General features: G+C 59.3%; 22 protein-coding genes. 11 read left to right on the forward strand and 11 right to left on the reverse strand.

Annotated features, from left to right (window positions below):
* Positions 1–26 precede the first annotated feature (26 nt).
* From ABSG47_RS03605 to ABSG47_RS03615, 3 genes are read left to right on the forward strand one after another with little or no spacing between them, the layout of a single operon-like run.
* Positions 27–1,712 carry a YfhO family protein gene (locus ABSG47_RS03605; protein ID WP_424166547.1) on the forward strand — a complete coding sequence of 562 codons (1,686 nt, stop codon included), beginning with the start codon at positions 27–29 and terminating at the stop codon, positions 1,710–1,712.
* 52 nt (positions 1,713–1,764) lie between these two features.
* Positions 1,765–2,643: a polyprenyl synthetase family protein gene (locus ABSG47_RS03610; RefSeq protein WP_424166487.1), complete on the forward strand. Its 879-nt coding sequence runs from the start codon at positions 1,765–1,767 to the stop codon at positions 2,641–2,643.
* A 5-nt stretch (positions 2,644–2,648) separates the two neighbouring features.
* Complete coding sequence (locus ABSG47_RS03615; RefSeq protein WP_424166490.1) at positions 2,649–2,975, forward strand: metal-sulfur cluster assembly factor; 327 nt, start codon at positions 2,649–2,651, stop codon at positions 2,973–2,975.
* 48 nt (positions 2,976–3,023) lie between these two features.
* Here the strand turns inward: ABSG47_RS03615 and ABSG47_RS03620 are convergent, their stop codons facing one another.
* Complete coding sequence (locus ABSG47_RS03620) at positions 3,024–3,347, reverse strand: hypothetical protein (protein ID WP_424166492.1); 324 nt, start codon at positions 3,345–3,347, stop codon at positions 3,024–3,026.
* A 124-nt stretch (positions 3,348–3,471) separates the two neighbouring features.
* Entirely contained in the window at positions 3,472–3,780 is a 309-nt protein-coding gene (locus ABSG47_RS03625; RefSeq protein ID WP_424166495.1) for a hypothetical protein, read from the reverse strand.
* A gap of 111 nt (positions 3,781–3,891) precedes the next feature.
* Between ABSG47_RS03625 and ABSG47_RS03630 the strand changes: the two genes are divergently transcribed.
* The gene (locus ABSG47_RS03630) at positions 3,892–5,334 is read left to right on the forward strand and encodes an alpha/beta hydrolase family protein (RefSeq protein ID WP_424166497.1); all 1,443 of its coding nucleotides are present in this window, start codon (positions 3,892–3,894) and stop codon (positions 5,332–5,334) included.
* A gap of 73 nt (positions 5,335–5,407) precedes the next feature.
* Here the strand turns inward: ABSG47_RS03630 and atpC are convergent, their stop codons facing one another.
* The 8 genes from atpC to ABSG47_RS03670 form a co-directional block, all read right to left on the reverse strand.
* The gene (atpC, locus tag ABSG47_RS03635; RefSeq protein WP_424166500.1) at positions 5,408–5,830 is read right to left on the reverse strand and encodes an ATP synthase F1 subunit epsilon; all 423 of its coding nucleotides are present in this window, start codon (positions 5,828–5,830) and stop codon (positions 5,408–5,410) included.
* A 103-nt stretch (positions 5,831–5,933) separates the two neighbouring features.
* Positions 5,934–7,376 (reverse strand): F0F1 ATP synthase subunit beta, encoded by a 1,443-nt coding sequence (gene atpD, locus ABSG47_RS03640; RefSeq protein ID WP_424166502.1) that lies wholly within the window; start codon positions 7,374–7,376, stop codon positions 5,934–5,936.
* Between the two features lie 333 nt (positions 7,377–7,709).
* Positions 7,710–8,777, reverse strand: coding sequence for a F0F1 ATP synthase subunit gamma (locus ABSG47_RS03645; RefSeq protein ID WP_424166506.1), 1,068 nt, complete (start codon positions 8,775–8,777; stop codon positions 7,710–7,712).
* Positions 8,778–8,786: 9 nt separating this feature from the next.
* Positions 8,787–10,322: a F0F1 ATP synthase subunit alpha gene (gene atpA / locus ABSG47_RS03650; RefSeq protein ID WP_424166508.1), complete on the reverse strand. Its 1,536-nt coding sequence runs from the start codon at positions 10,320–10,322 to the stop codon at positions 8,787–8,789.
* Between the two features lie 188 nt (positions 10,323–10,510).
* Positions 10,511–11,053 (reverse strand): ATP synthase F1 subunit delta, encoded by a 543-nt coding sequence (gene atpH / locus ABSG47_RS03655; protein ID WP_424166511.1) that lies wholly within the window; start codon positions 11,051–11,053, stop codon positions 10,511–10,513.
* Position 11,054: 1 nt separating this feature from the next.
* Complete coding sequence (locus ABSG47_RS03660) at positions 11,055–11,774, reverse strand: F0F1 ATP synthase subunit B (protein WP_424166514.1); 720 nt, start codon at positions 11,772–11,774, stop codon at positions 11,055–11,057.
* Positions 11,771–12,229, reverse strand: a complete 459-nt coding sequence (locus ABSG47_RS03665; protein WP_424166517.1) for a F0F1 ATP synthase subunit B — start codon at positions 12,227–12,229, stop codon at positions 11,771–11,773. Before ABSG47_RS03665 ends, ABSG47_RS03660 begins: the two co-directional genes overlap by 4 nt.
* Before the next feature lie 313 nt (positions 12,230–12,542).
* Complete coding sequence (locus ABSG47_RS03670) at positions 12,543–14,189, reverse strand: S10 family peptidase (protein ID WP_424166520.1); 1,647 nt, start codon at positions 14,187–14,189, stop codon at positions 12,543–12,545.
* Between the two features lie 198 nt (positions 14,190–14,387).
* Between ABSG47_RS03670 and ABSG47_RS03675 the strand changes: the two genes are divergently transcribed.
* Together ABSG47_RS03675 and ABSG47_RS03680 are read left to right on the forward strand one after the other, a co-directional pair.
* Positions 14,388–14,540, forward strand: coding sequence for a hypothetical protein (locus ABSG47_RS03675; RefSeq protein WP_424166523.1), 153 nt, complete (start codon positions 14,388–14,390; stop codon positions 14,538–14,540).
* 67 nt (positions 14,541–14,607) lie between these two features.
* Complete coding sequence (locus ABSG47_RS03680) at positions 14,608–15,141, forward strand: hypothetical protein (RefSeq protein ID WP_424166526.1); 534 nt, start codon at positions 14,608–14,610, stop codon at positions 15,139–15,141.
* Positions 15,142–15,157: 16 nt separating this feature from the next.
* On the opposite strand, the gene ABSG47_RS03685 is transcribed toward ABSG47_RS03680, so the two are convergent.
* On the reverse strand, positions 15,158–16,081 hold the full coding sequence (locus ABSG47_RS03685) for an alpha/beta hydrolase (protein WP_424166529.1): 924 nt from the start codon (positions 16,079–16,081) through the stop codon (positions 15,158–15,160).
* 83 nt (positions 16,082–16,164) lie between these two features.
* Here ABSG47_RS03685 and ABSG47_RS03690 point away from each other — a divergent pair, with 83 nt between their 5' ends.
* The 5 genes from ABSG47_RS03690 to ABSG47_RS03710 all read left to right on the forward strand — a co-directional run bounded on the left by ABSG47_RS03690 (position 16,165) and on the right by ABSG47_RS03710 (position 20,134).
* On the forward strand, positions 16,165–17,820 hold the full coding sequence (locus ABSG47_RS03690) for a ribonuclease J (RefSeq protein WP_424166532.1): 1,656 nt from the start codon (positions 16,165–16,167) through the stop codon (positions 17,818–17,820).
* Between the two features lie 18 nt (positions 17,821–17,838).
* Positions 17,839–18,372, forward strand: coding sequence for a hypothetical protein (locus ABSG47_RS03695; RefSeq protein WP_424166535.1), 534 nt, complete (start codon positions 17,839–17,841; stop codon positions 18,370–18,372).
* Between the two features lie 68 nt (positions 18,373–18,440).
* Positions 18,441–18,698, forward strand: a complete 258-nt coding sequence (locus tag ABSG47_RS03700; RefSeq protein ID WP_424166538.1) for a hypothetical protein — start codon at positions 18,441–18,443, stop codon at positions 18,696–18,698.
* Positions 18,699–19,148, forward strand: coding sequence for a type II toxin-antitoxin system VapC family toxin (locus tag ABSG47_RS03705; RefSeq protein WP_424166541.1), 450 nt, complete (start codon positions 18,699–18,701; stop codon positions 19,146–19,148).
* Positions 19,148–20,134, forward strand: a complete 987-nt coding sequence (locus ABSG47_RS03710) for a threonine ammonia-lyase (RefSeq protein WP_424166544.1) — start codon at positions 19,148–19,150, stop codon at positions 20,132–20,134. Before ABSG47_RS03705 ends, ABSG47_RS03710 begins: the two co-directional genes overlap by 1 nt.
* The last annotated feature ends 221 nt before the right edge of the window (positions 20,135–20,355 follow it).

A 20,355-nucleotide genomic window follows, 5' to 3' on the forward strand; every position in this document is an offset into this window, starting at 1 on the left:
AAGGGTGGGATAGTGGCATCGCGTTGATGATTCTTGCTGCCGCAGTTGCGACGGCGCCGCTGCTACTGCGCGGGTTCTCCTGTGGGCATGACTTCGATTTTCATCTCGCGAGCTGGATGGATGCTCGCGAGGCGTGGCGGAATGGAGTCTTGTATCCGCACTGGACTTCGAGCCCGAATTTTGGCGCGGGTGAGCCGCGGTTCCTGTTTTATCCTCCGCTGACATGGATGCTGGGTGCGGCTCTTGGAGCCGTGTTGGGCTGGCAGGCTGCACCGGTGGCTCTGACGTTTCTTTTACTCCTTGGGACCGGCCTGGGGGTACGCGCATTGGCGCGGCAGATGCTGACGGAAGGCGCAGCAACTCTGGCCGGATGCCTGGCGATTTTTTCAGGCTATGCGCTCTTCTGCGTGTATGAGCGATCGGCATACGGGGAGCTGGTGGGGGGATGCACGATTCCGCTGGCGCTGCTGTTTGCGATGCGGCAGAAGCGGTCCACTCTGTGGCTGGCTCTGACCATTGCCGCTTCATGGCTGGCGAATGCGCCTGTTGGCGTGATGGTCTGTTATCTGCTGGCTGCGTTTGCGATTGTGCTGGCCGTGATGCGGAGGCGTTGGACGCCGGTGCTGCGCGCCACGGTTGCGGTTGCTCTCGGTTTGGGGCTGGCTGCGTTCTATCTGGTTCCCGCGGCGGTGGAGCAGCGCTGGGCCGATATTCGGGAGGCCGTCAACGATCCTGGCCTGCAGGTGCAAAACAGCTTTATCTTTGCGCGTCACGCGAGCGCGGCGCTGAAGGATCATGACGTCGAGCTATATAAGACCTCGCTTGTTACCGCGACCATGCTTGTGATGTTCGGCCTGGGCTTTCTGATTTGCATCCTGCGGAAGAGAATGCCCGGCGAGCGCAAGGTCTGGCTTCCGCTCGCGTTGATTCCGCTTGCGGTGCTGTTTCTGCAGCTTCCCATTTCATTGCCGGTATGGAACCTGCTGCCGAAGCTCGGTTTTTTGCAGTTTCCGTGGCGCTGGCTGGTGGTTCTGGAAGCGCCGCTTGGCATCTTTCTTGCATGCTCCGTGTGGCCGCAGACACAGCGTGGCCGCATCACGCTGGTTTGTGTTAGCGCCGCGGCGTTCGCAGGGGTGGCTTGGTTTGCGGGAACGCGCTTTCAGCAGGTTTGCGACGATGAGGATTCCGTTGCCGGAATGACGCATGTGTATGAACAGGGACAGGGGTTTATCGGCACGGACGAATATGCGCCGCAGGGCGCGGACAATACGCTGGTGGCTCAGAAGCTGCCGGTAGCATGCCTGGTGAGCGATGCGACGACAGAACTGGGTGAGCCGGACGCGGACGATCCGCAACCGGCGTGGCGTGCCGAGCAAGGAAGCTGCGATCCGTTTCCGGTCATTGCGACAGGCGGCGAGGAGCACCATCGCGTGCGAGGCATGGCGTCTCATGCGGGCTACCTGGTGTTGCGGCTGCGGCGTTATCCGGCGTGGAACGTACGCGTGAATGCCGCGCCGGTGACGGACCAAGGGAACCGTGACGATGGATTGATGGTGGTTCCGGTTCCGGCGGGATTTTTGGATGTGACGATGGATTGGACGACGACGCCGGATGTGAAGCTGGGGCGCTGGATCAGTCTGGTCGCATTGCTGGGGGCCGGTGGTTTGGCGTTTGTGGAGCAGCGAGGGCGGCGTTCCGGACGACGGACGTAGCTCACTGCGATTTACATTCCGTTCGTTTATCATGACTGAGATGCCCACGGATGTGAAATCACTGATTCAGGAAGGCGCGGAGCTGACGGATCGCGCGCTTGAGACGCTTTTGCCCAGCGCGGAGACGGTTCCCGCGTCGATACATGGCGCGATGCGCCACTCGACCTTTGCCGGAGGAAAGCGGCTGCGGCCGGTGCTGGCGATGCAGGCGGCTGTGGCCGTTGCGGGCAAGCTGCCTGATGGAATTGCTCAGCTTGGCGCAGCGCTTGAGATGCTGCACACCTATTCGCTGATTCATGACGACCTGCCGGCGCTGGATAATGACGATCTGCGGCGAGGTAAGCCCACATGCCATGTGGTCTTTGGCGAAGCGATTGCGATTCTGGCCGGAGATGCGCTGCAGACGCGGGCGTTTGAGGTACTGGCGAATCTGCCGGTTGCGGCAGAGGCTGCCGTGCAGATCATGCGGCTGGTATCGAATGCGGTGGGCACGGTGGATGGCATGATTGGCGGACAGGTGCTGGATATCGAGAGCGAACACTCGAAGCCTACGCCGGAGCTGGTGGAAGCAATTCACAGGGCCAAGACCGGAGCTTTGATTCGCGTGAGCGTGGTGGCGGGCGGCGTGTATGCCGGAGCAACTGCTGCGGAAGCTGCGGCGCTGGATACCTTTGGGCGCAAGGCAGGGCTGGCTTTTCAGATTGTGGACGATGTGCTGGACATGACGGTGGATTCCGAGCATCTGGGCAAGACCGCCGGCAAGGATCTCGCGGTTGAAAAGGCGACTTGGCCGGCGATATATGGCATTGAGCAGAGCCAACGGGATGCGGCTACGCTGATTGATGAGGCCTTTGCCGCGCTTGCGCCATTTGGCAGCCAGGCGGATGGGCTGAAGTCTGTGGCGCGCTACCTGGTGGAACGGCAGAATTAGCAGCCATGTTGTCAGACGCTGAAATCCTGACCGCGTTGCGGGATTGCTTTGATCCTGAAGTGAAGCTGAATCTTGTCGATCTCGGGCTTATTTACGGCATTGAAACTGCGCCTGATCCGTACTCCACGCCCAAGTGGCCACGGCAGCATGTCAAAGTTACTATGACTTTGACTACGCAGGCCTGCCCGGCAAGCGGACTCATCTTTGAGCAGGTTCACAACCGGCTGATGGCGATTCCGGACATCTCAAAAGTAGATATGAACCTGGTGTGGGAGCCGAAGTGGACTCCGCACCGCATCAGCGAGGCGGGACGGCGGCAGCTCGGTATCTGAAGGTCGGCTACCTGCGGACCAGCTATCTGCGGACGTTATCTGCGAAAGTTATCTGCGGACCAGGCCGCGGAGTTTCTGGCGGTGCGCATCCAGCTCGTCCATGGCAGTTTGCGCCTTGCCGATGATGCGCTGGGCGCTACTCATCACAACAGGCAGAGCCGCCCACCAGCGTAGAGTGGTTTCCTTCTCATGGAGCAGCGTGAGGGCAGTTCCGGCGGCGGTCAGGGCCAGGCCTGCCTTGCGCTGGCCTGCCAGCAGGAGCACCGCGCCTGCCAAGAGCGTTCCGCCGGCGGCAAGGCGCAACGTGGGTGAGGGCTGGTTCTCCGTGCCGGGCGCAGAGTTTGGCTGGCGGGGTATGGGAATGACGCTCATGGGATTTCTCCTGCTATAAAATTTGCTCCGCGTTTAAGTAGATTCATTCCACGGACAGATAGTTTTCTCAGTCCAGTTTCTCAGTCCCAGCTTCTCAATCCTGAATTTCTTAATCCAGACTTTCTCAATCCAGGTCGAACTCGCGCAGAGGCCTGCCTTCGGGGGCGTCCTTGGCCTTGCGAAGAGCTTCAGCAAACTTCTTTTCCAGCAGATCGGCCTTGTTGCGCTCGGCGTCAACGCTCTGGCGGAAGATGGATTCCTTGCGCTCATCCTGTTCGCGCATGGCGCGGGCAGCGGTTTCGAGGTCCTCAAAGGTGCGCTTGCGCGGCGCGGGCGTGTGACTGATGACGCTTCCGGTGGAGGCATCGATGCGGATCATGGCTCCGCAATCCGGGCAGGCGACTTCCAGCGTTTTGTCTTCGTTTTTAGCCATTGCAAGAAGAATTGTAGGCTTTCCGCCGCCGCCTTGCACAGGGCGTGTGTAGCAAGATCGGAATTGCGCGGCAGGCGCAATCGTACACTAAGTCAGAAACATGGGGGCAATATGTCGAAGGCGCTTGGTCGTTTTTCTTTTCTCACTGTTCTTATGGCCCTGCTTGTTTCATCGGGCAGCGCTCAAACTCAGACCTCCGGAGAAAAGCCTCCGGCTTCCGCGGCAGCAAACGATGCGTCGATTACGGGGACTTCGATTGCCGGAACCTGGACCGGATCGATCAATACGGGCGCGTTCGACCTGCGCATCATTATCAAGATTGCGAATGGCTCCGCGGGGCTGACGGCGCAGTTACAGAGTCCGGACCAAAGCCAGCAATGGATTACCGCCGACAGCGTTACACAAAGCGGCGGTTCATTGACGATGGAGTTCAAGGTGCTGAAAGGCTCTTATGAGGGCAAGCTGAGTGCCGATGGCTCAAACATGGACGGCACTTTTACCCAACTCGGCACCCCGCTGGCTCTTTCGCTCAAGCGCGTCAAGGATCAGTCGGAGCTGGAGCGGCGCAGGCCGCAGAATCCGGTGAAGCCGTACCCCTACCACGAGGAGGATGTGACCTTCCCCGGTCTCGCGGCGGGAGTCACGCTTGCCGGGACGCTGACCGTTCCGCAGGGTAACGGGCCGTTTCCGGCGGTGGTGCTGATCGGCGGCTCCGGCCCGAATGACCGCGATGAGACGCTGCTGGAGCACAAGCCATTTCTTGTACTTTCCGACTACCTGACGCGGAAAGGCATTGTTGTTCTGCGCTACGACAAACGCGGAGTGGGGAAATCTACCGGGAAATACCCGCTGGCGACGACCGCGGATTTTGCCAACGATGCCGAGGCGGCGCTGCGTTTTTTGAAGACACGCTCCGAGGCCGATCCGCATCACATTGGGCTGATTGGGCACAGCGAGGGTGGCGCGATTGCGCCGATTGTCGCAGCGCGGAACAAAAGCGTGGATTTTATTGTGCTGATGGCCGGGCCCGGCGTGCCGGGGGATCAGCTTCTGGTGGAGCAGCACCGGCTGATTGCGATTGTCATGGGCTTGCCGCCGGATGAAGTGGACAGGCAGGCGGTTCGCGAAAAGGCGTTCATCGAGCTGGTGGAGCGGGAAAAGGACGATGCGGTTGTAGAAAAAGAAGTTCGCGCAAAGATGGGCAGCGAGGTTCCGCAAGCGCAGGTCGGCACGATGGTGAAGGAACTGACATCGGTGTGGTTCCGGTACTTTTTTACCTACGATCCGGCGACGTCGCTGCGTAAGGTGCAGTGCCCGGTGCTGGCGCTGAATGGCTCACTCGATCTACAGGTGCCTCCGAAGCAGAACCTGCCGGCGATTCGCAAGGCGCTTGAAGAGGGCGGCAACAAGCATTACGAGATTGATGAGCTGCCGGGGTTGAACCATCTTTTTCAGACAGCGAAGTCAGGAGCGCCGAGCGAATATGTGGAGATTGAGGAGACGATCTCGCCTGCTGTGCTGGACAAGATTGCGAGCTGGGTGCTGAAGCAGTAGATTTTCTCGCGTTCAATACATAAACGAAAAGCCCTGCTGCGAGAGCGGGGCTTTTTGTTGGATTGCATACAACTTAGTGCTTTTCTGCGGCGGTGGCGAGCTTGGCTTCGGCTTCGGCGATGACTTCGAGGGATTTGTCGTAGGCTTCTTCGCTGTCGCCGGCTTCATTCCAGAGCTTGTGGCCGCGTTCGAGCTGCTCGTTGGCGCGCTTGACGTCGATCTCAGAGGGCTTGAGAGCATCGTTCGCAAGGATGGTCACGCGCTCAGGAAGCACTTCCGCAAAGCCCCAGCTTACGTTGTAGATTGCATCGCCTTCTGGAGCACCGTGGAGGCGCACGTCGCCGGCGCCAAGTTCCGTGAGCAGCGGCGCGTGGCCGTAGAGCACTTCCATATAACCGGTGCGGCCGGGCAGCTCGACGGCTGCGGCGGTGGACTCAAAGAGGACGCGCTCCGGGGTGACGAGACGGACGCGGAGTTGATTGGTTGAATCTGCCATGCGGCTCCTTTCAGTCGCCAGGGATCAGGGGTCAGGGGTCAGAAGAAACTTGCGCTTGCTGCGAACCTACTGATCCCTGATCTCTGACCCCTGATCTCTGCTTTTACGCCGTTGCTTTGAGCGACTCGGCCTTGGCGAGCACGTCTTCGATGGAACCCTGCATGTAGAAGGCCTGCTCGGGGATGTCGTCGTACTTGCCTTCGATGATGCCCTTGAAGCTGCGGACCGTGTCAGGGATCTTGACGTACTTGCCGGGGATGCCGGTGAACTGCTCGGCCACGTGGAAGGGCTGCGAAAGGAATTTCTGCACCTTGCGGGCGCGGTTGACGGTGAGCTTGTCTTCTTCGGAAAGCTCGTCGATACCAAGGATGGCGATGATGTCCTGCAGATCCTTGTAGCGCTGCAGAATTTTCTTTACGCCCTGGGCTACGTCGTAGTGCTCATCGCCCACGATGCGCGCCGAGAGAATGCGCGAGGTGGAGGCGAGCGGATCGACGGCGGGATAGATGCCAAGCTCAGAGAGCGGACGGCTCAACACGGTGGTGGCGTCGAGGTGAGCGAAGGTGGTTGCCGGCGCGGGGTCGGTCAAGTCGTCGGCGGGCACGTAAACGGCCTGCACGGAGGTGACGGAGCCTTTGCTGGTAGACGTGATGCGCTCCTGCAGCTCGCCCATTTCCGTGGCGAGGTTGGGCTGATAGCCCACGGCGGAGGGCATGCGGCCGAGAAGCGTGGAGACCTCAGAACCGGCCTGCGTGAAGCGGAAGATGTTGTCGATGAAGAGCAGCGTGTCCGCGCCTTCTTCATCGCGGAAGTACTCGGCGACGGTGAGGCCGGTGAGCGCCACGCGGAGACGCGCTCCGGGCGGCTCGGTCATCTGGCCGTAGACCAGGGCGCACTTGGACTCTTCCCACTTGCCGGGCTTGATGACGCCGGACTCGGTCATTTCGAGCCAGAGATCGTTGCCCTCGCGGGTGCGCTCGCCGACGCCGGCGAAGACCGAGTAGCCGCCGTGGTTCTTGGCGACGTTATTGATGAGCTCCATGATGACGACGGTCTTGCCGACGCCGGCGCCGCCGAAGAGGCCGATCTTGCCACCCTTCAGGAAGGGCTGGATGAGATCGATGACCTTGATGCCGGTCTCAAACATCTCCTCATGCGTGGACTGCTCGTCAAAGAGCGGCGCAGGACGGTGGATGGGACGGCGGAGCTTTTCGCCGACGGGGCCGAGGTCGTCAACCGGCTCGCCGATGACGTTGAGCACGCGGCCGAGAGTCTCCTTGCCGACGGGAACGCTGATGGGGCCGCCGAGGTCGATGGCCTTCATGCCGCGGACCATTCCGTCCGTGGCTTCCATGGCGACGGTGCGGACGCGGCCTTCGCCGAGGTGCTGCTGGACCTCAAGGACGACGTTGATGGGCGTGGGGACAGTGAAGCCGTCGCTGATGACGCGCAGCGCCTGATAGATGGGCGGCATGGTTGCTTCTTCAAACTGCACGTCCACCGCGGGACCGGAGATCTGGATTACCTTGCCAATGTTTTCTGCCATTTTTTGCCTTCTTGTCTGAGGGCGCATCCCTCAGGGGCTAAAGCCCGCGTACTTTATTGCTGTGTTTGCGGCACGACTGAAGTCGTGCCCTGTTACAAAACTTTGTGCTTGCTTTTGGCACGACTGAAGTCGTGCCCTGTTACGAAACTTTGTGTTGCTTTTGGCACGGCTGAAGTCGTGCCCTGTTACAAAACTTTGTGCTTGCTTTTGGCACGACTGAAGTCGTGCCCTGTTACAAAACTTTGTGCTTGCTTTTGGCACGGCTAAAGTCGTGCCCTGTTACGAAACTTTGTGTTGCTTCGGCACGGCTAAAGCCGTGCCCTGTTACAAACCCTAGAGCGCCGCGGCGCCTGAAACGATTTCGATGATTTCCTTGGTGATGGCGGCCTGGCGCACGCGGTTCATGTGCAGCGTGAGCGAGTCGATCATGTCGGATGCGTTGTTGGTGGCCGAATCCATGGCCGTCATGCGAGCGGCGTGCTCTGCCGCAACGGACTCCGTCATGGCGTGGAAGAGCATAGCCGCGATGTAGCGTGGGAGCAGCGCTTCAAAAAGCTCAGCCGGTGGCTGCTCATAGATGTAGTCAACGTTGGCGGTGCCGAATTTTTTGTCTTCCTCTTCGGCCTCGTGGGTATCGGCCTCTGTGAGAGGCACGCCGGAAGTGGCAGCGGCCTGACCGGCACGCGCGCGTTCTTCCGCGGTGGGCTCTGCCGACTCGGTGATCTGCTGGTCTCCGATCTTGATGAGCGGGAGAATCTTTTCGACGACGACGCGCTGCTGAATAACCGACTTGAACTCGTTGTAGACGATGTAAGCGGCGTCTATCTCTTCATGCACGTAGCGGTCGATGATGCTTTTGGCCAGTTCCAGGACGCGGTCGGACTCAAGCTTGAGCAACATGCCGGGATGGTCTCCGGTCACCTCGACGCGGCCCTTGCGGGACTGGCGCGTCGAGCGGGTTTCCTCGGTGGCCTCGGTGTACTCGGCTGCGGGAAAGCGGCGGCGGAGCAGGTCGCGGGCCTTGCGGCCTACGGCTTCGATGTCAATCTCTTTGCCGGCTTCGGCGCCTTCGATGAAATTAAAGGCCGCCTTGAGGATGTTGGAGTTGAATGCTCCGGCGAAGCCCTTATCGCCGCTGATGACAACGAGGAGAACGCGCTTCTCCTGGCGGACGGCAAAGAGCGGATGCGCGAGGTTGCCGGTCTGCTCGTCAAAGATGTCGATGCGGCGCGTGAGCGATTCAAGGACGCTGGCAATCATCTGGGCATAGGGACGCGCGGAGACCATGCGCTCCTGCGCGCGGCGCAGCTTGGCCGCCGAGACCATCTTCATGGCCTTGGTGATCTGGCGCGTGTTTTTCACGCTGCGGATGCGCCGTCGGAGATCAAGTACGTTTGCCATAGTCTTCCGTTACGCGGTGACCGCTTCCTTTTGCGTGGCCTTGAAGTTTTCCTTGTATTCCTTGAGAGCTGCGTGCAGCCCGGCGCGGATGTCGTCGTCGATCTGCTTCTTTTCCGTCAGGGACTGGACTAGAGCCGACTGCGCGGACTCGAAATACTTGTACAGGCCGTCTTCAAAGGGGCGGATTTCGTTGATCTTGAGATCGTCCAGGTAGCCCTGCGTGCCGGTAAAAAGCACAATCGCCATCTGCTGCCAGGTGAGCGGCTGGAACTGGGGCTGCTTGAGGAGTTCCGTGAGGCGCTGGCCGCGGTTGAGCTGCTTCTGCGTGAGCGGATCGAGGTCGGAGCCGAACTGCGCGAAGGCGGCCAGCTCGCGGTACTGGGCGAGATCGAGCTTGAGCGTGGAACCGACCTGCTTGACGGCCTTGATGGCTGCCGAGAAGCCGACGCGGGAGACCGAGAGACCGACGTTGACGGCTGGACGGACGCCGGAGTTGAAGAGGTCGGTTTCAAGAAATATCTGACCGTCGGTGATGGAGATGACGTTGGTCGGAATGTAGGCCGAGACGTCACCAGCCTGTGTCTCAATGACGGGCAGAGCGGTGAGTGAGCCGCCGCCGCGCTCTTTGCTCATTTTGGAAGAGCGCTCAAGGAGGCGCGAGTGGAGATAGAAGACATCGCCGGGATAGGCTTCGCGGCCCGGTGGACGGCGCAGGAGCAGCGAGATTTCGCGGTAGGCCATAGCGTGCTTGGAGAGATCGTCATACATCACAAGCGCGTGCTTGCCGTTGTCGCGGAAGTACTCACCCATGGCCGTGGCGGCGTAGGGAGCGAGGTAGAGCATGGGAGCAGGCTCAGAGGCCGATGCGACGACGATGATGGTGTGGCCCATGGCGCCGGCTTCTGTGAGTGTCTGTACGACCTGCGCGACGGACGAACGCTTCTGACCGATGGCGCAGTAAATGCAGACGAGGTCGTTCTTGGCGTTGTTGATGATGGTGTCGAGCAGCACGGCGGTCTTGCCGGTCTGGCGGTCGCCGATGATGAGCTCGCGCTGGCCGCGGCCGATGGGAATCATGGCGTCGATGGCCTTGAGGCCGGTGGCCATAGGCTCACGGACAGGCTGGCGGTCAATGATTCCGGGAGCGAGACGCTCGACGGGCAGCGTGGATGTGGTGGCGATGGGGCCCTTGTCGTCAATCGGCTGGCCGAGCGAGTTCACGACGCGGCCGATCATGGCATCGCCGACCGGCACGGAGAGAATTTTGCCGGTACGCTTGACCTCGTCGCCTTCCTTGAGCTCGGTATAGTCGCCCATGATGACGGCGCCGACCTGATCTTCTTCAAGCGAGAGCGCGAGGCCCGCGATGTTATGCGGGAAGCTGAGCAGCTCGCCGGACATGACCTTGTCGAGGCCATGAATGCGCGCGATGCCGTCGCCGAGCGAGGTGATTGTGCCGACTTCGTCGACCTGCACCTTGGAGTCGTAGTTTGCGATCTGCTCGCGCAGTAGCTGTGTAATTTCGTCTGCCTTGATTTGAGCCATTTCTATTCCTCAGAGATCAGGAGTCAGGGATCAGGGATCAGTTCCGCCTTTGCTGCCGCGAAATTTCGATCTCTAAAACCGCTAACTTCCACTCCCCTTCATTCAGTTCCAGACTTATTTTGGCTCAGCAATCCGGCGTCTTGTATTTCCTGACCCCTGATCCCTGACCCCCGATCCCTGTCGCAGGCCTAGCCCGCGACTAATACTTCCTTGAGTCTCTCCAGCCTTCCGCGGACGGAGCCATCATACACAGTGGAGCCGATACGGACTACGGTGCCGCCGAGGATGGATTTGTCCAGCTTGAAGGTGGGTTGAATCTTTGCTCCGGCAAGCTTACCGACGCCGATGAGCAATGTGGTGCGCTCGTCTTCCGGCAGCTCACGGGCGGTGGTGATTTCGGCCTGGCGAATTCCCTGCCGCTCTTCGAGCTCGGCGCGGTAGGCCGCGATTACTTCCTTCACGTGAACGATGCGGTCGTTGTGAATGAGCACCGCGATGAGGTTCCGCAGTTCTTTCTGGAGGCCGAGTTTGGTGTTGAGCTTGTCGAGAATGGCGATCTTCTGGGTAGCGGAAATGGCCGGATTCTCAAAGGTGGAGCGCAGCTCGGTGCTGCCGTCCCAGGTGGCGAGAAAATCGGTCAACTGCTGGTCGATAGCAATGGTGTTGAGGTGCGCCGAACCGACGACATCCGCAAAGGCGCGCGCGTAACGGGAGGCAAATGCAGATGACATGCTAGTTATTTCCTCCGTTGCCAGTCTGGCTGACGAATTCCTCGATCAATGCGCGGTCATTTTCAGCGGTGAGCGTAAGCTGCTTGACTGCCTGATCGATGGCGAGGTCCGCGGCGAAGGCCTTGAGGCTGCGCTGAGCCTGGGCGGCTGCCACGGCGATCTCCTGCTCGGCGGCAGCGACGACGCGGGCGCTTTCCTCCCCGATGGAGGACTTGATGCGGGCTTCGTCGTTCTTGATCTCGTCTTCAACCTGGGTGCGGATCTTGGCGATTTCCTGGTCGAGCTTTGAGAGCTGGGCTTCCACGGCGCTGAGACGGGAGTTGGCGTCGGCGGTGGTTTTGCGGGCTTCTTCGAGACTCTTGCTGAGCGTCTCGCGGCGCTTGCGGAGGATCTTAGGCAGAATCTTTGCCAGCGGAATCACGATGGCGAAGAGGATGATGGCGAAGTTGAGCCACAGGAAAAGCTTGGCCGTGGCATCGGTACTCAGACCCATTGCCTTGCCGATGGACTGGACGAGCCTGGTGTGGGTGAAGTTCTCCACATTGCTTTGGCTGCTTCTGTCTTTGACCTTGACCTGGTCGGGAGACGGATCCGATGCGGACTGTGTGGCAGCGGGCGCGGGCTGGGCTGCCGATTCCTGTGCAGGAACCACGGCTGCGAAAGCAGCGAGCAAGGCGAGCGAAAGAATCGGGGCGAAAACACGTTTCAGCTTGAATTTCAACGCGCCCCCCCGGCGGCCAGAGGCAGAATGGCGCGAACAACCTGGCTGGCCAATTCGCCGGCGCTCGCATGTATCGTCTGGCGCGCGGTTTCGGCTTCGGCGCCGATGGCGTCCTTGGCCTGGGCTACCTTTACCCCGGCCGCTTTGCGGGCCTCATTCACGGCGGCATCGCGCTCCGCGGTCCACTGCTGGACGCGCTGCTCACGGGCCTTGAAAATCTCAACGCGAGCCTGACGAAGCTTTTCGGCGTACTCAGCAGCGCGCTGTTCGGCGCGGGCAATTGCCTTGTGAGCGTCTTCCACCGCGCCGGAGGTGCGAGCGCGGCGTTCCGCGAGGGTGCGCGTGAGCGGCCCCTGGATCAGAAACTGATATGCCAGGACCAGCGCGATGAAGAGCAGAACCGTAGGCACGGCTCCGAGCAGAAGTGTCCCGACTTGTTGAATGATGTCGTTCATGCTGGGTTTCGGTGTTCGATCAGGTGGCCATGTACATCAGCCGGTTTTGGATGGAACAACACTTTTTTGTATCAGGCGGGAGTGGTTAAGGTCAATGCGGAAAGGGGCTTTGAAGGGTATCTGGCGTGGCGGGGTCCGGATGGGTGATTGCGGAGATGAAAAGATTGAAATTTTCTTAAGATTTCCCTTGCTTTTACGGGAAACAGCCCTACACTGGTTGTACCACCTAGACCCGGTTCAGGGTCCAGCGGGCAATCGGTTTGGGGAAATCCTTCCACTCCCCAATCGGTTGCCCGCTTCTCACTTTCCGGCGCTATTTCACGGCACTCGTAATGAACCCTTCCAGGTCCGTTCTAAGCTTGTGTAAAGCCTCTACATTCAGGTAGATCATGTGGCCGGAGGGGTAATAGCCGAACTGCACGTTGCCGCGCAGCTCAGGCGGAAGCTGCATGTGTGAGAGATCGTACTCGGTGATGAAGAACGGCGTGGCGAGGTCAAAGTATCCGTTGGCCGAAAAGACCTTCAGGTGAGGATTTTTGCGGATGGCTCCGGCCAGATCGCCGGCGACGTAAGGAGCAGTCTGCTGGCCGCCGCGCCCGAAGCCGCCGCTGGTGGGACGGTGGTGCCAGTCCCACTCGCCGATAGTGTTGGCGCTGGGATTGTAGGAATCGGTGGTTTCGTACTTCAGCTCGCGCTGAAGATAGTCGTGCAGCGCGGAGATGAAGGCTCCGCCGATGCCGCTGTCGGAGGCGTCGTAGGTGGGATTTTCGCCGGCTGCGTCCAGATCCTCGCCTTCAAAGCGCATGTCGTAACGGCCCAAGGTGAAGCGCTCGTCGCGGAGAACCTCTTTGCGGAAGCGCGTGGGGCTGATGCGGAGGTTGGCTTCCTTGACGTAATCCACGCTGAGACCGGTGAAGTGGCTCACCTGTTTGGCGACGGAATCGAGTTCCGCATCGGAGAGGTTATGCCCGGCGAAAAGAGCCGTGGCGTAGGGGCCGGCGGCGAACTCGCGGGCCTGCTGCACCCAGTCGGGAAGGCTCTTCGGTTTGTTCTGTATCTTGTTGAAGTACCAGGCCGCGGCGGCATAACTGGGAAGGTTGCCGATGTAGGACATATCGAAGCCGGGATTTTCAATGTTGTAGTTCAGGATCGACGAGATGAGCACGACGCCGTTCAACTGGATGCCGTCGCCGCCGAGCATGTCTGCCAGGGCCGCTGAACGGGTGGTGCCGTAGGATTCGCCGATGAGAAACTTGGGCGAGTTCCAGCGCTGGTTGACGGTGATATAGCGCGTGATGAAGCGGTCAAAGGCGCGCAGATCCTGATCGACACCGGCGAAATCCTTGGCAGTTCCCTTGCCCACGGCGCGGGAGTAGCCGGTGAGCGGCGCGTCGATGAAGACGAGGTCGGTTTTGTCCAGGAGCGATTCCTGATTTTCGACCAGGTTGAAGGGCGGGCCGGCGGTGGCTTTGGGACTGTCTGTCTGGATGCGGACGGGCGAGAATGAGCCCATGTGCAGCCAGAGCGTGGCAGAGCCGGGGCCGCCGTTATAGAGAAAGCTGACCGGGCGGGACTTGGCTTCCGCGCCGTCCAGTGTGTACGCCACGTAAAAGATGCTGCCGTAGGGCTTGTCGTCCTGATCGCGGACGAGAAGTGTGCCTGCGGTGGCGGTGTAGGTGAGCTGCTTGCCGCCGAGCGTCATGGTGTGGTGCGTGACGGAGGACTTCTCCGGCGGAATCGGCGCGGGTTTTTCTCCATTTTCGTCTGCTGCGGCCTGGCCCAGCTGGCGGACCTGCCGGGCTTCAGGGTTGGGAGGATTGGACTGCTGCGCCTGCGCTATGCCGGTGGAAAAGATCAGGGCAAATGCCGCAACGGATGCGATATGGGACGCGCCTATATGGAACACACGTATGTGGGAAACACTGGGTTGGGACACACTGGGCCGATACCATGCTTTCATCGTTCAGAAGCCTCCAAAGGGATTAAGAGCGGCGTAAGGAAAATCCGCTGGATTGGAAATGGTTGCTATACGGACGACGATACACCCTGAAAAGACGCAGAAGGCTCTATGCGGATACTCGACAATCTTTCTATAGTTGTTAAAATGCAATTAGCGTGTTAATAGCACTCAGTTAAACTAACCAGCAAGGAGTTTCCAATGGGACACGAGGAACGCGTAAAACTCCAGCAGGCATTAAAAGAACTAACCGAGGAAAACAGCTCGCGTGAAAAGGCGATTGATTTATTTATGAGCGACGGTTATTTCGACAAGAGTGGAAAACTAGCCAAGGAGTTCCGTCAGCCTGAATAATCTCGTACTTGGTTTTCATGGCTGCAGTGTTGAGACCGCCCAGAAGCTTCTGGGCGGTTCTGAGTTTATGCCCGCAGATAACTCCTACGATTGGTTGGGACCCGGCGTTTACTTCTGGGAAAACGACCCCATTCGCGCATACCGGTGGGCTCAACTCCCTTGGCGCAAAATCAACCTACCCTCAATTGTAAGTGCGGTAATTGATCCTGGCCGATGCTTAGACCTCACAACTCAAGAAGGAATCGAAGCGGTTAGATCAGCCCACGAAGGGCTGAGTGAGTTACACAAGTTGACTGGCGAGCAACTTCCTGCCAACACAGGCGTCGAGAAAGGTAAGCGTAACCTGGATTGTGCGGTTATTAAGCATCTGCATCGTGCCCGTAAGAAGATGGCTGAATCAGACCCTACGGTTCAGCCATATCAAACTGTGCGTGCTTTATTTGCCGAGGGTGAGCCACTCTATGAAGAAGCCGGATTTCACGACCGAACCCATGTCCAGATTTGCGTGATTGACCTCCGCCAAATTCTAGGCGTTTTTCGCCTCCCGGACTGGCAACAGAAGTCTCTTGGAATCAAAGAAAATATCTATCCGTGGACGTAGCTCAGTATTCCATCAGTCAGCGTCTCATCTCTGAAATAATCCCCTGAGCGCGCAGCCACGTTTCCAGAAGCTGCGGCCACTGGTCGAGGGATGGATTGCCTTTGCCGAGGCCGCTGCCGTGCGAGCCGTGCGCGAAGATATGGGCTTCAGCGGAGACACCGGCCTTGAGGAGGGCTTCGTAAAAACGCAAGCCTTGTTCGATGGGGACAGTGTTGTCGTCCGCTGTGTGATACCAGAAGGTGGGCGGCGTGTCTTTGGTGACAAAGAGGTCCGGTGAGAACTCCTTCGTCAGGGCCTCGCAGCGGTCTTCGACTTTCATCAGCTTGCAGTAGTTGAGGTGCGAATAATCCATGGAGATGGCGCCGATCCAGGGATAGCCGAGGACGAGGAAATCGGGACGGCTGGAGACGCGCTCGACGGGGTCCGCAGCATCTTCTTTTCCCGCGATGGGCCTGGTTGCAGCCAGAGCTGCGAGATGGCCGCCGGCGGAGAAGCCGATGATGACGACGCGATGCGGATCGAGATGGTAGTCAGCGGCGCGGGAGCGGACGAGTTGCACGGCGCGGCGGGCATCGTAGAGCGGAACGGGAAAGAGATAGCCATTGCTGCCGAGGCGATATTGCAGGATGAATGCCGTGATACCGCGGGCGGTGAACCAGTCCGCGATCTCCCGGCCTTCGAGGTCTCCGGCAAGGCGCATGTGGGAGCCGCCGGGCAGGATGATGACCGAGGAGCCGTTGGCGACGCCGGAGCGGGGGAAAAAGACCGTCAGCGTGGGCGTATCTTCACAGGCTTTGCCTTTGGCCTCGGGGGCGTCACCGGTCCACAGGCGGATGGTTTGAATGCCGAGGAAGGCGTTGTCTGTGCCGGCGGTGGTGCAAGGCTGTTTTTGGGCATAAACTGCCGAGCATAAGAGCAGCACGGGAAGGAAACGCTTCAACCGGGGAGGGATTTTCATAGCACGCCGATTATAGGCGGTTGAAATAGCGAAATTGATTCTGGTGATAGGATCAAATCTGACAGATGCAGACTAATAAGTTAAAAATCATACCCTTGGGCGGACTGGGCGAGTTTGGCATGAACTGCCTGGCGCTCGAATGGGAAGACCACATTATCGTGATCGACGCCGGCCTGATGTTCCCTGAATCGGAACTGCTGGGCGTGGACATTGTTGTGCCCGACATCAGCTACCTGGTGGAGAACAAGCAGCGCGTGCGCGGCATTATTTTGACGCACGGGCACGAGGACCACATTGGCGGGCTGCCCTGGATCCTGAGCGAGATCAAGGTTCCGGTGTATGCGACGGAGTTCACGCTGGCATACGTGGAAGGCAAGCTGGAAGAACACCACATGCTGGACGAGACGGAGCTGATCGAGATTGAGCCGAAGGCGAAGTTCTCGATTGGGCCGTTTACGATTGAGCCGATTCGCGTGACGCACTCGCTGGTGGACTGCGTGGCGCTGGCGATTGAGACGCCTGCGGGAGTTGTGATTCACACAGGCGACTTCAAGATCGATCTTTCGCCGCTCGATAACCACGCGTTCGATCTGCATACCTTTGCCGAATACGGCAAGCGCGGGGTGCTGGCGCTGCTGCAGGACTCGACGAATGTGGAGCGGCCGGGCTATACGCCGAGTGAGCGCGCGGTAAGGCCGCGTTTGGATGAGATTTTTTCGCGCACGCAGAAGAAGCTGTTTTTCAGCTGCTTTTCGTCGTCGATTTACCGCATTCAGATTGCGATGGAGTTGGCACGGGCGCATGGACGCAAGGTGGCGATCATCGGGCGGTCGATGGTGGAGAGCACGGAGATTGCGCAGGACCTGGGCTACATTGATGTGCCGAATGGGCTGATTATCAATCCGGGACAGATGAAAGACTACCCAGTTGACCAGCTCATGATTCTGATCTCCGGCACGCAGGGCGAACCGATGAGCGCGCTGAGCCGCGCCGCGGTGGACAATCACAAGCATGCGCGCATTGAGAAGGGCGATACGGTCATTCTCAGCTCGCGGATTATTCCCGGCAACGAGAAGGGTATCTTCCGCGTAATTGACCACCTGTATCGGCGCGATGCGAATGTGATTTACGACGATGGGTCGCATGGGTTGATTCATGTGAGCGGCCACGGCAGCCAGGAAGAGATGCGGCTGATGATCAATCTGGTCAGGCCGAAGTTCTTTATCCCGGTGCATGGCGATTACCGCTACCTGCGGCGCCACGCGGCGATTGCGATGGAGACGGGTGCTGTGGAACATGCCATTGTCATTGAAGACGGCGATGTACTGGAGCTGACGAAAGACGACGCGCGCAAGGCCGACAAGGTGACGGCGGGGCGTGTACTGATCGATTCCGGCTCGTCGATCGATGTGGTTGAGGACGTGGTCATCCGCGACAGGCGCATCCTGAGCGAAGGCGGTATTGTGCTTGCGGTGCTGGCCATCAACAAGCGCACGGGACAGGTGGAGCAGTCGCCGGAGGTGGTGATGCGCGGTTTTGGCGGCGCGGACATTACCGAAGAGGCGCGCCAGACGGTGCTGAAGACGCTGGATGGCCTGAGCGGCGAGCAGAAGAGCGACTACGGCATGGTGAAGGAAAAAGTGCGCGTGGATCTGAAGCGGCTGATTCAGAAGCAGACGGGACGAAGGCCGCTGATTATGCCGGTGATTCTGGAGATATAGCTGCTGTACAATCCCGGCATGAAACGCATTGCGGTTTTGCTTGCTCTCTCCGCTGCCGCGCTTTGTCCGGTCGCTTTTGCCCAGGCTGGTACGGCTTCTGCGCCAACAAAGACGTGCCCTTCCACCAAGACGCTGGACGATCTGGCCATAGCGGTCTACGCCAATGTCAGTGGGCCATACGATCAAGACCGCGCGTGCTTCCGCGAGATGTTTCTGCCGGATGCGCGTCTTTCGCCGATCAGCAAGGCGAAGGATGGACCGACTTACTCGGCGCGCAATCTTACGGTAGAGGACTGGATCAGCGCGGTCGCCAAGCGCGCGCCTGGCAACTTCTTTGAGAAGGGCACCGTGAACAAGGTGGAACAGTACGGAAGCCTGGCGCATATCTGGTCCACGTATGAATCGCGGCATGCGTTGAATGATCCCGCGCCGTTTGCGCGCGGCATCAACAGCATTCAGGCTGTTTATGACGGTACGCGCTGGAAGGTGCAGGCGATTTTGTGGCAGGCCGAGACGCCGGAGACGCCTCTTCCGGCAAAATATCTTCCATGAGCATAGTTACGGATTGCGCTTTTATTTCCGCGGAGATGCGCCGATAATGGAGCGGGAGAAGATGCAATATGACACTACAGATTGAACTGGGACCGGAAGAGGAAGAACACCTTGCCGCAAAAGCCCGGCTCTATGCTATGGCGCCTGAAGACTATGTACATAAGCTCATCCAGAATGATCTTCCGCTTGATCCAACCGCAACGCAGAAGCTGACAGCGGAAGACATAGAACAGTTGTCCATGAGGCTTTCAGAAGGATCGGAGAATTTTCCGATTCTGCCTGTCGAGGTGAATGACCGCGCCAGCTATTATGAGGAACGCTTGTAGATGGCAGGCGGGCTCTTTCTTCTGGACACTAACGTTCTTATTCGCTGGGTACAGCACGAGGCCTCCGAATACAGCCTCATCAAGAACTCTATTCAACACCTCGTGAATGCTGGCGGGGCGCCTTGCTACACGGCTCAGAATCTGAGCGAATTCTGGAATGTTCTGACTCGCCCAGTTAAGAATAACGGCTACGAGTTGTCGATTGAACAAGCAGATGCAAGAGCAAAATACATCGAAACCAGTTTGCAATTGCTCCTCGACAATCACGATGTATACCGCGTTTGGCGTGACCTTCTCGTTGCGCACTCCATCCGTGGGGTTCAGGTACACGATGCACGGCTTGTGGCAGCGATGCAGGTTCACGGAGTCAGAAAAATTCTCACCTTCAACACACGCGATTTTGCGCGCTATACGCTCATTGAAGCGCTGCATCCAGCCGAGGTTCAATAATGCACATGATTACGGAACGGCTTGTTTCGATTGACGAGATTTATGCGGCGGCAGAGCACATTGCTAATGTCGCCGTGAAGACGCCTTTGGTGCGCGCTCCGTTTGAGGGCGCGGGTGCTGATGTCTGGCTGAAGGCCGAGAGCCTGCAGCCGATTGGCAGCTTTAAGCTGCGCGGAGCGGCGAACAAGATTCTGCAGCTTACGCCGGAAGAGGTTCGGCGCGGCGTGATTACCTATTCGAGCGGCAATCATGCGCAGGGCGTGGCTTATGCGGCGCGGGCGGTGGGTGCGAAGGCGGTGATCGTGATGCCGTCGAATGCGCCTGCGATTAAACGCGCGGCGACGCTGGCGCTGGGGGCTGAGGTTGTCGATGTGGGTGTGGCGTCAAGCGAGCGGCTGGCGAAGGCCGAGGAACTTGTGCGCGAGCATGGGTATGTTGTGGTGCCGCCGTATGACGATCCGGCGATCATTGCCGGGCAGGCAACCTGCGGGCTGGAGATTATGGAGTCGGCGCCGGATGTGGATCTGGTGCTTGCGCCGGTGAGTGGCGGGGGCCTGCTGAGCGGCGTGGCGACGTCGGTGAAGCTGCTGAACCCGAAGGCGATAGTGATTGGCGTGGAGCCGGAGCTGGCCGGCGATGCCGCGGAGAGCTTTCGGACGAAAAAGATTGTGACCTGGCCCGCGGAGCTGACCAGCCGGACGATTGCGGATGGGCTGCGGACGCAGAGCGTGGGCGTGAGGAACTTTGCACACATTCAGGCGTACGTGGACAAGATCATTACTGTTACTGAGGCGGAGATTCGCGCTGCGATGCGGGCGATTGTGGCTACGACGCGGCTGGTTCCTGAGCCGAGCGGAGCTGTGACGACCGCGGCGCTGCTCTTTCATGCGGCGGAACTGCCTGCGTACCACAAGGCGGTTGCGGTGGTGAGCGGCGGCAATGTGGACCCGAGGCAATTGGCTGAGGTGCTTACGGAAGCTCCGTAAGCACGTCGGTCCCATGGCTTCCATCCCCGGTCCCCAAAGGCTAGGGACCGGAGGCACCCTCAGTGTCGCTTGGAGCGCAGCGGGATCGGGGCCACCCGCCAGGCTTACGTCGAGCATTACAACAACGTCCGCCTGAACAGTGCCATCGGCTACGTCACGCCGAAGGATGTGCTGGCGGGGCGTCAGCAGGAAATCCACGCGGAACGCGACCGCAAGCTGGA

It is taken from the genome of Occallatibacter sp. (assembly GCF_049510455.1).
GTDB lineage: Bacteria > Acidobacteriota > Terriglobia > Terriglobales > Acidobacteriaceae > Telmatobacter.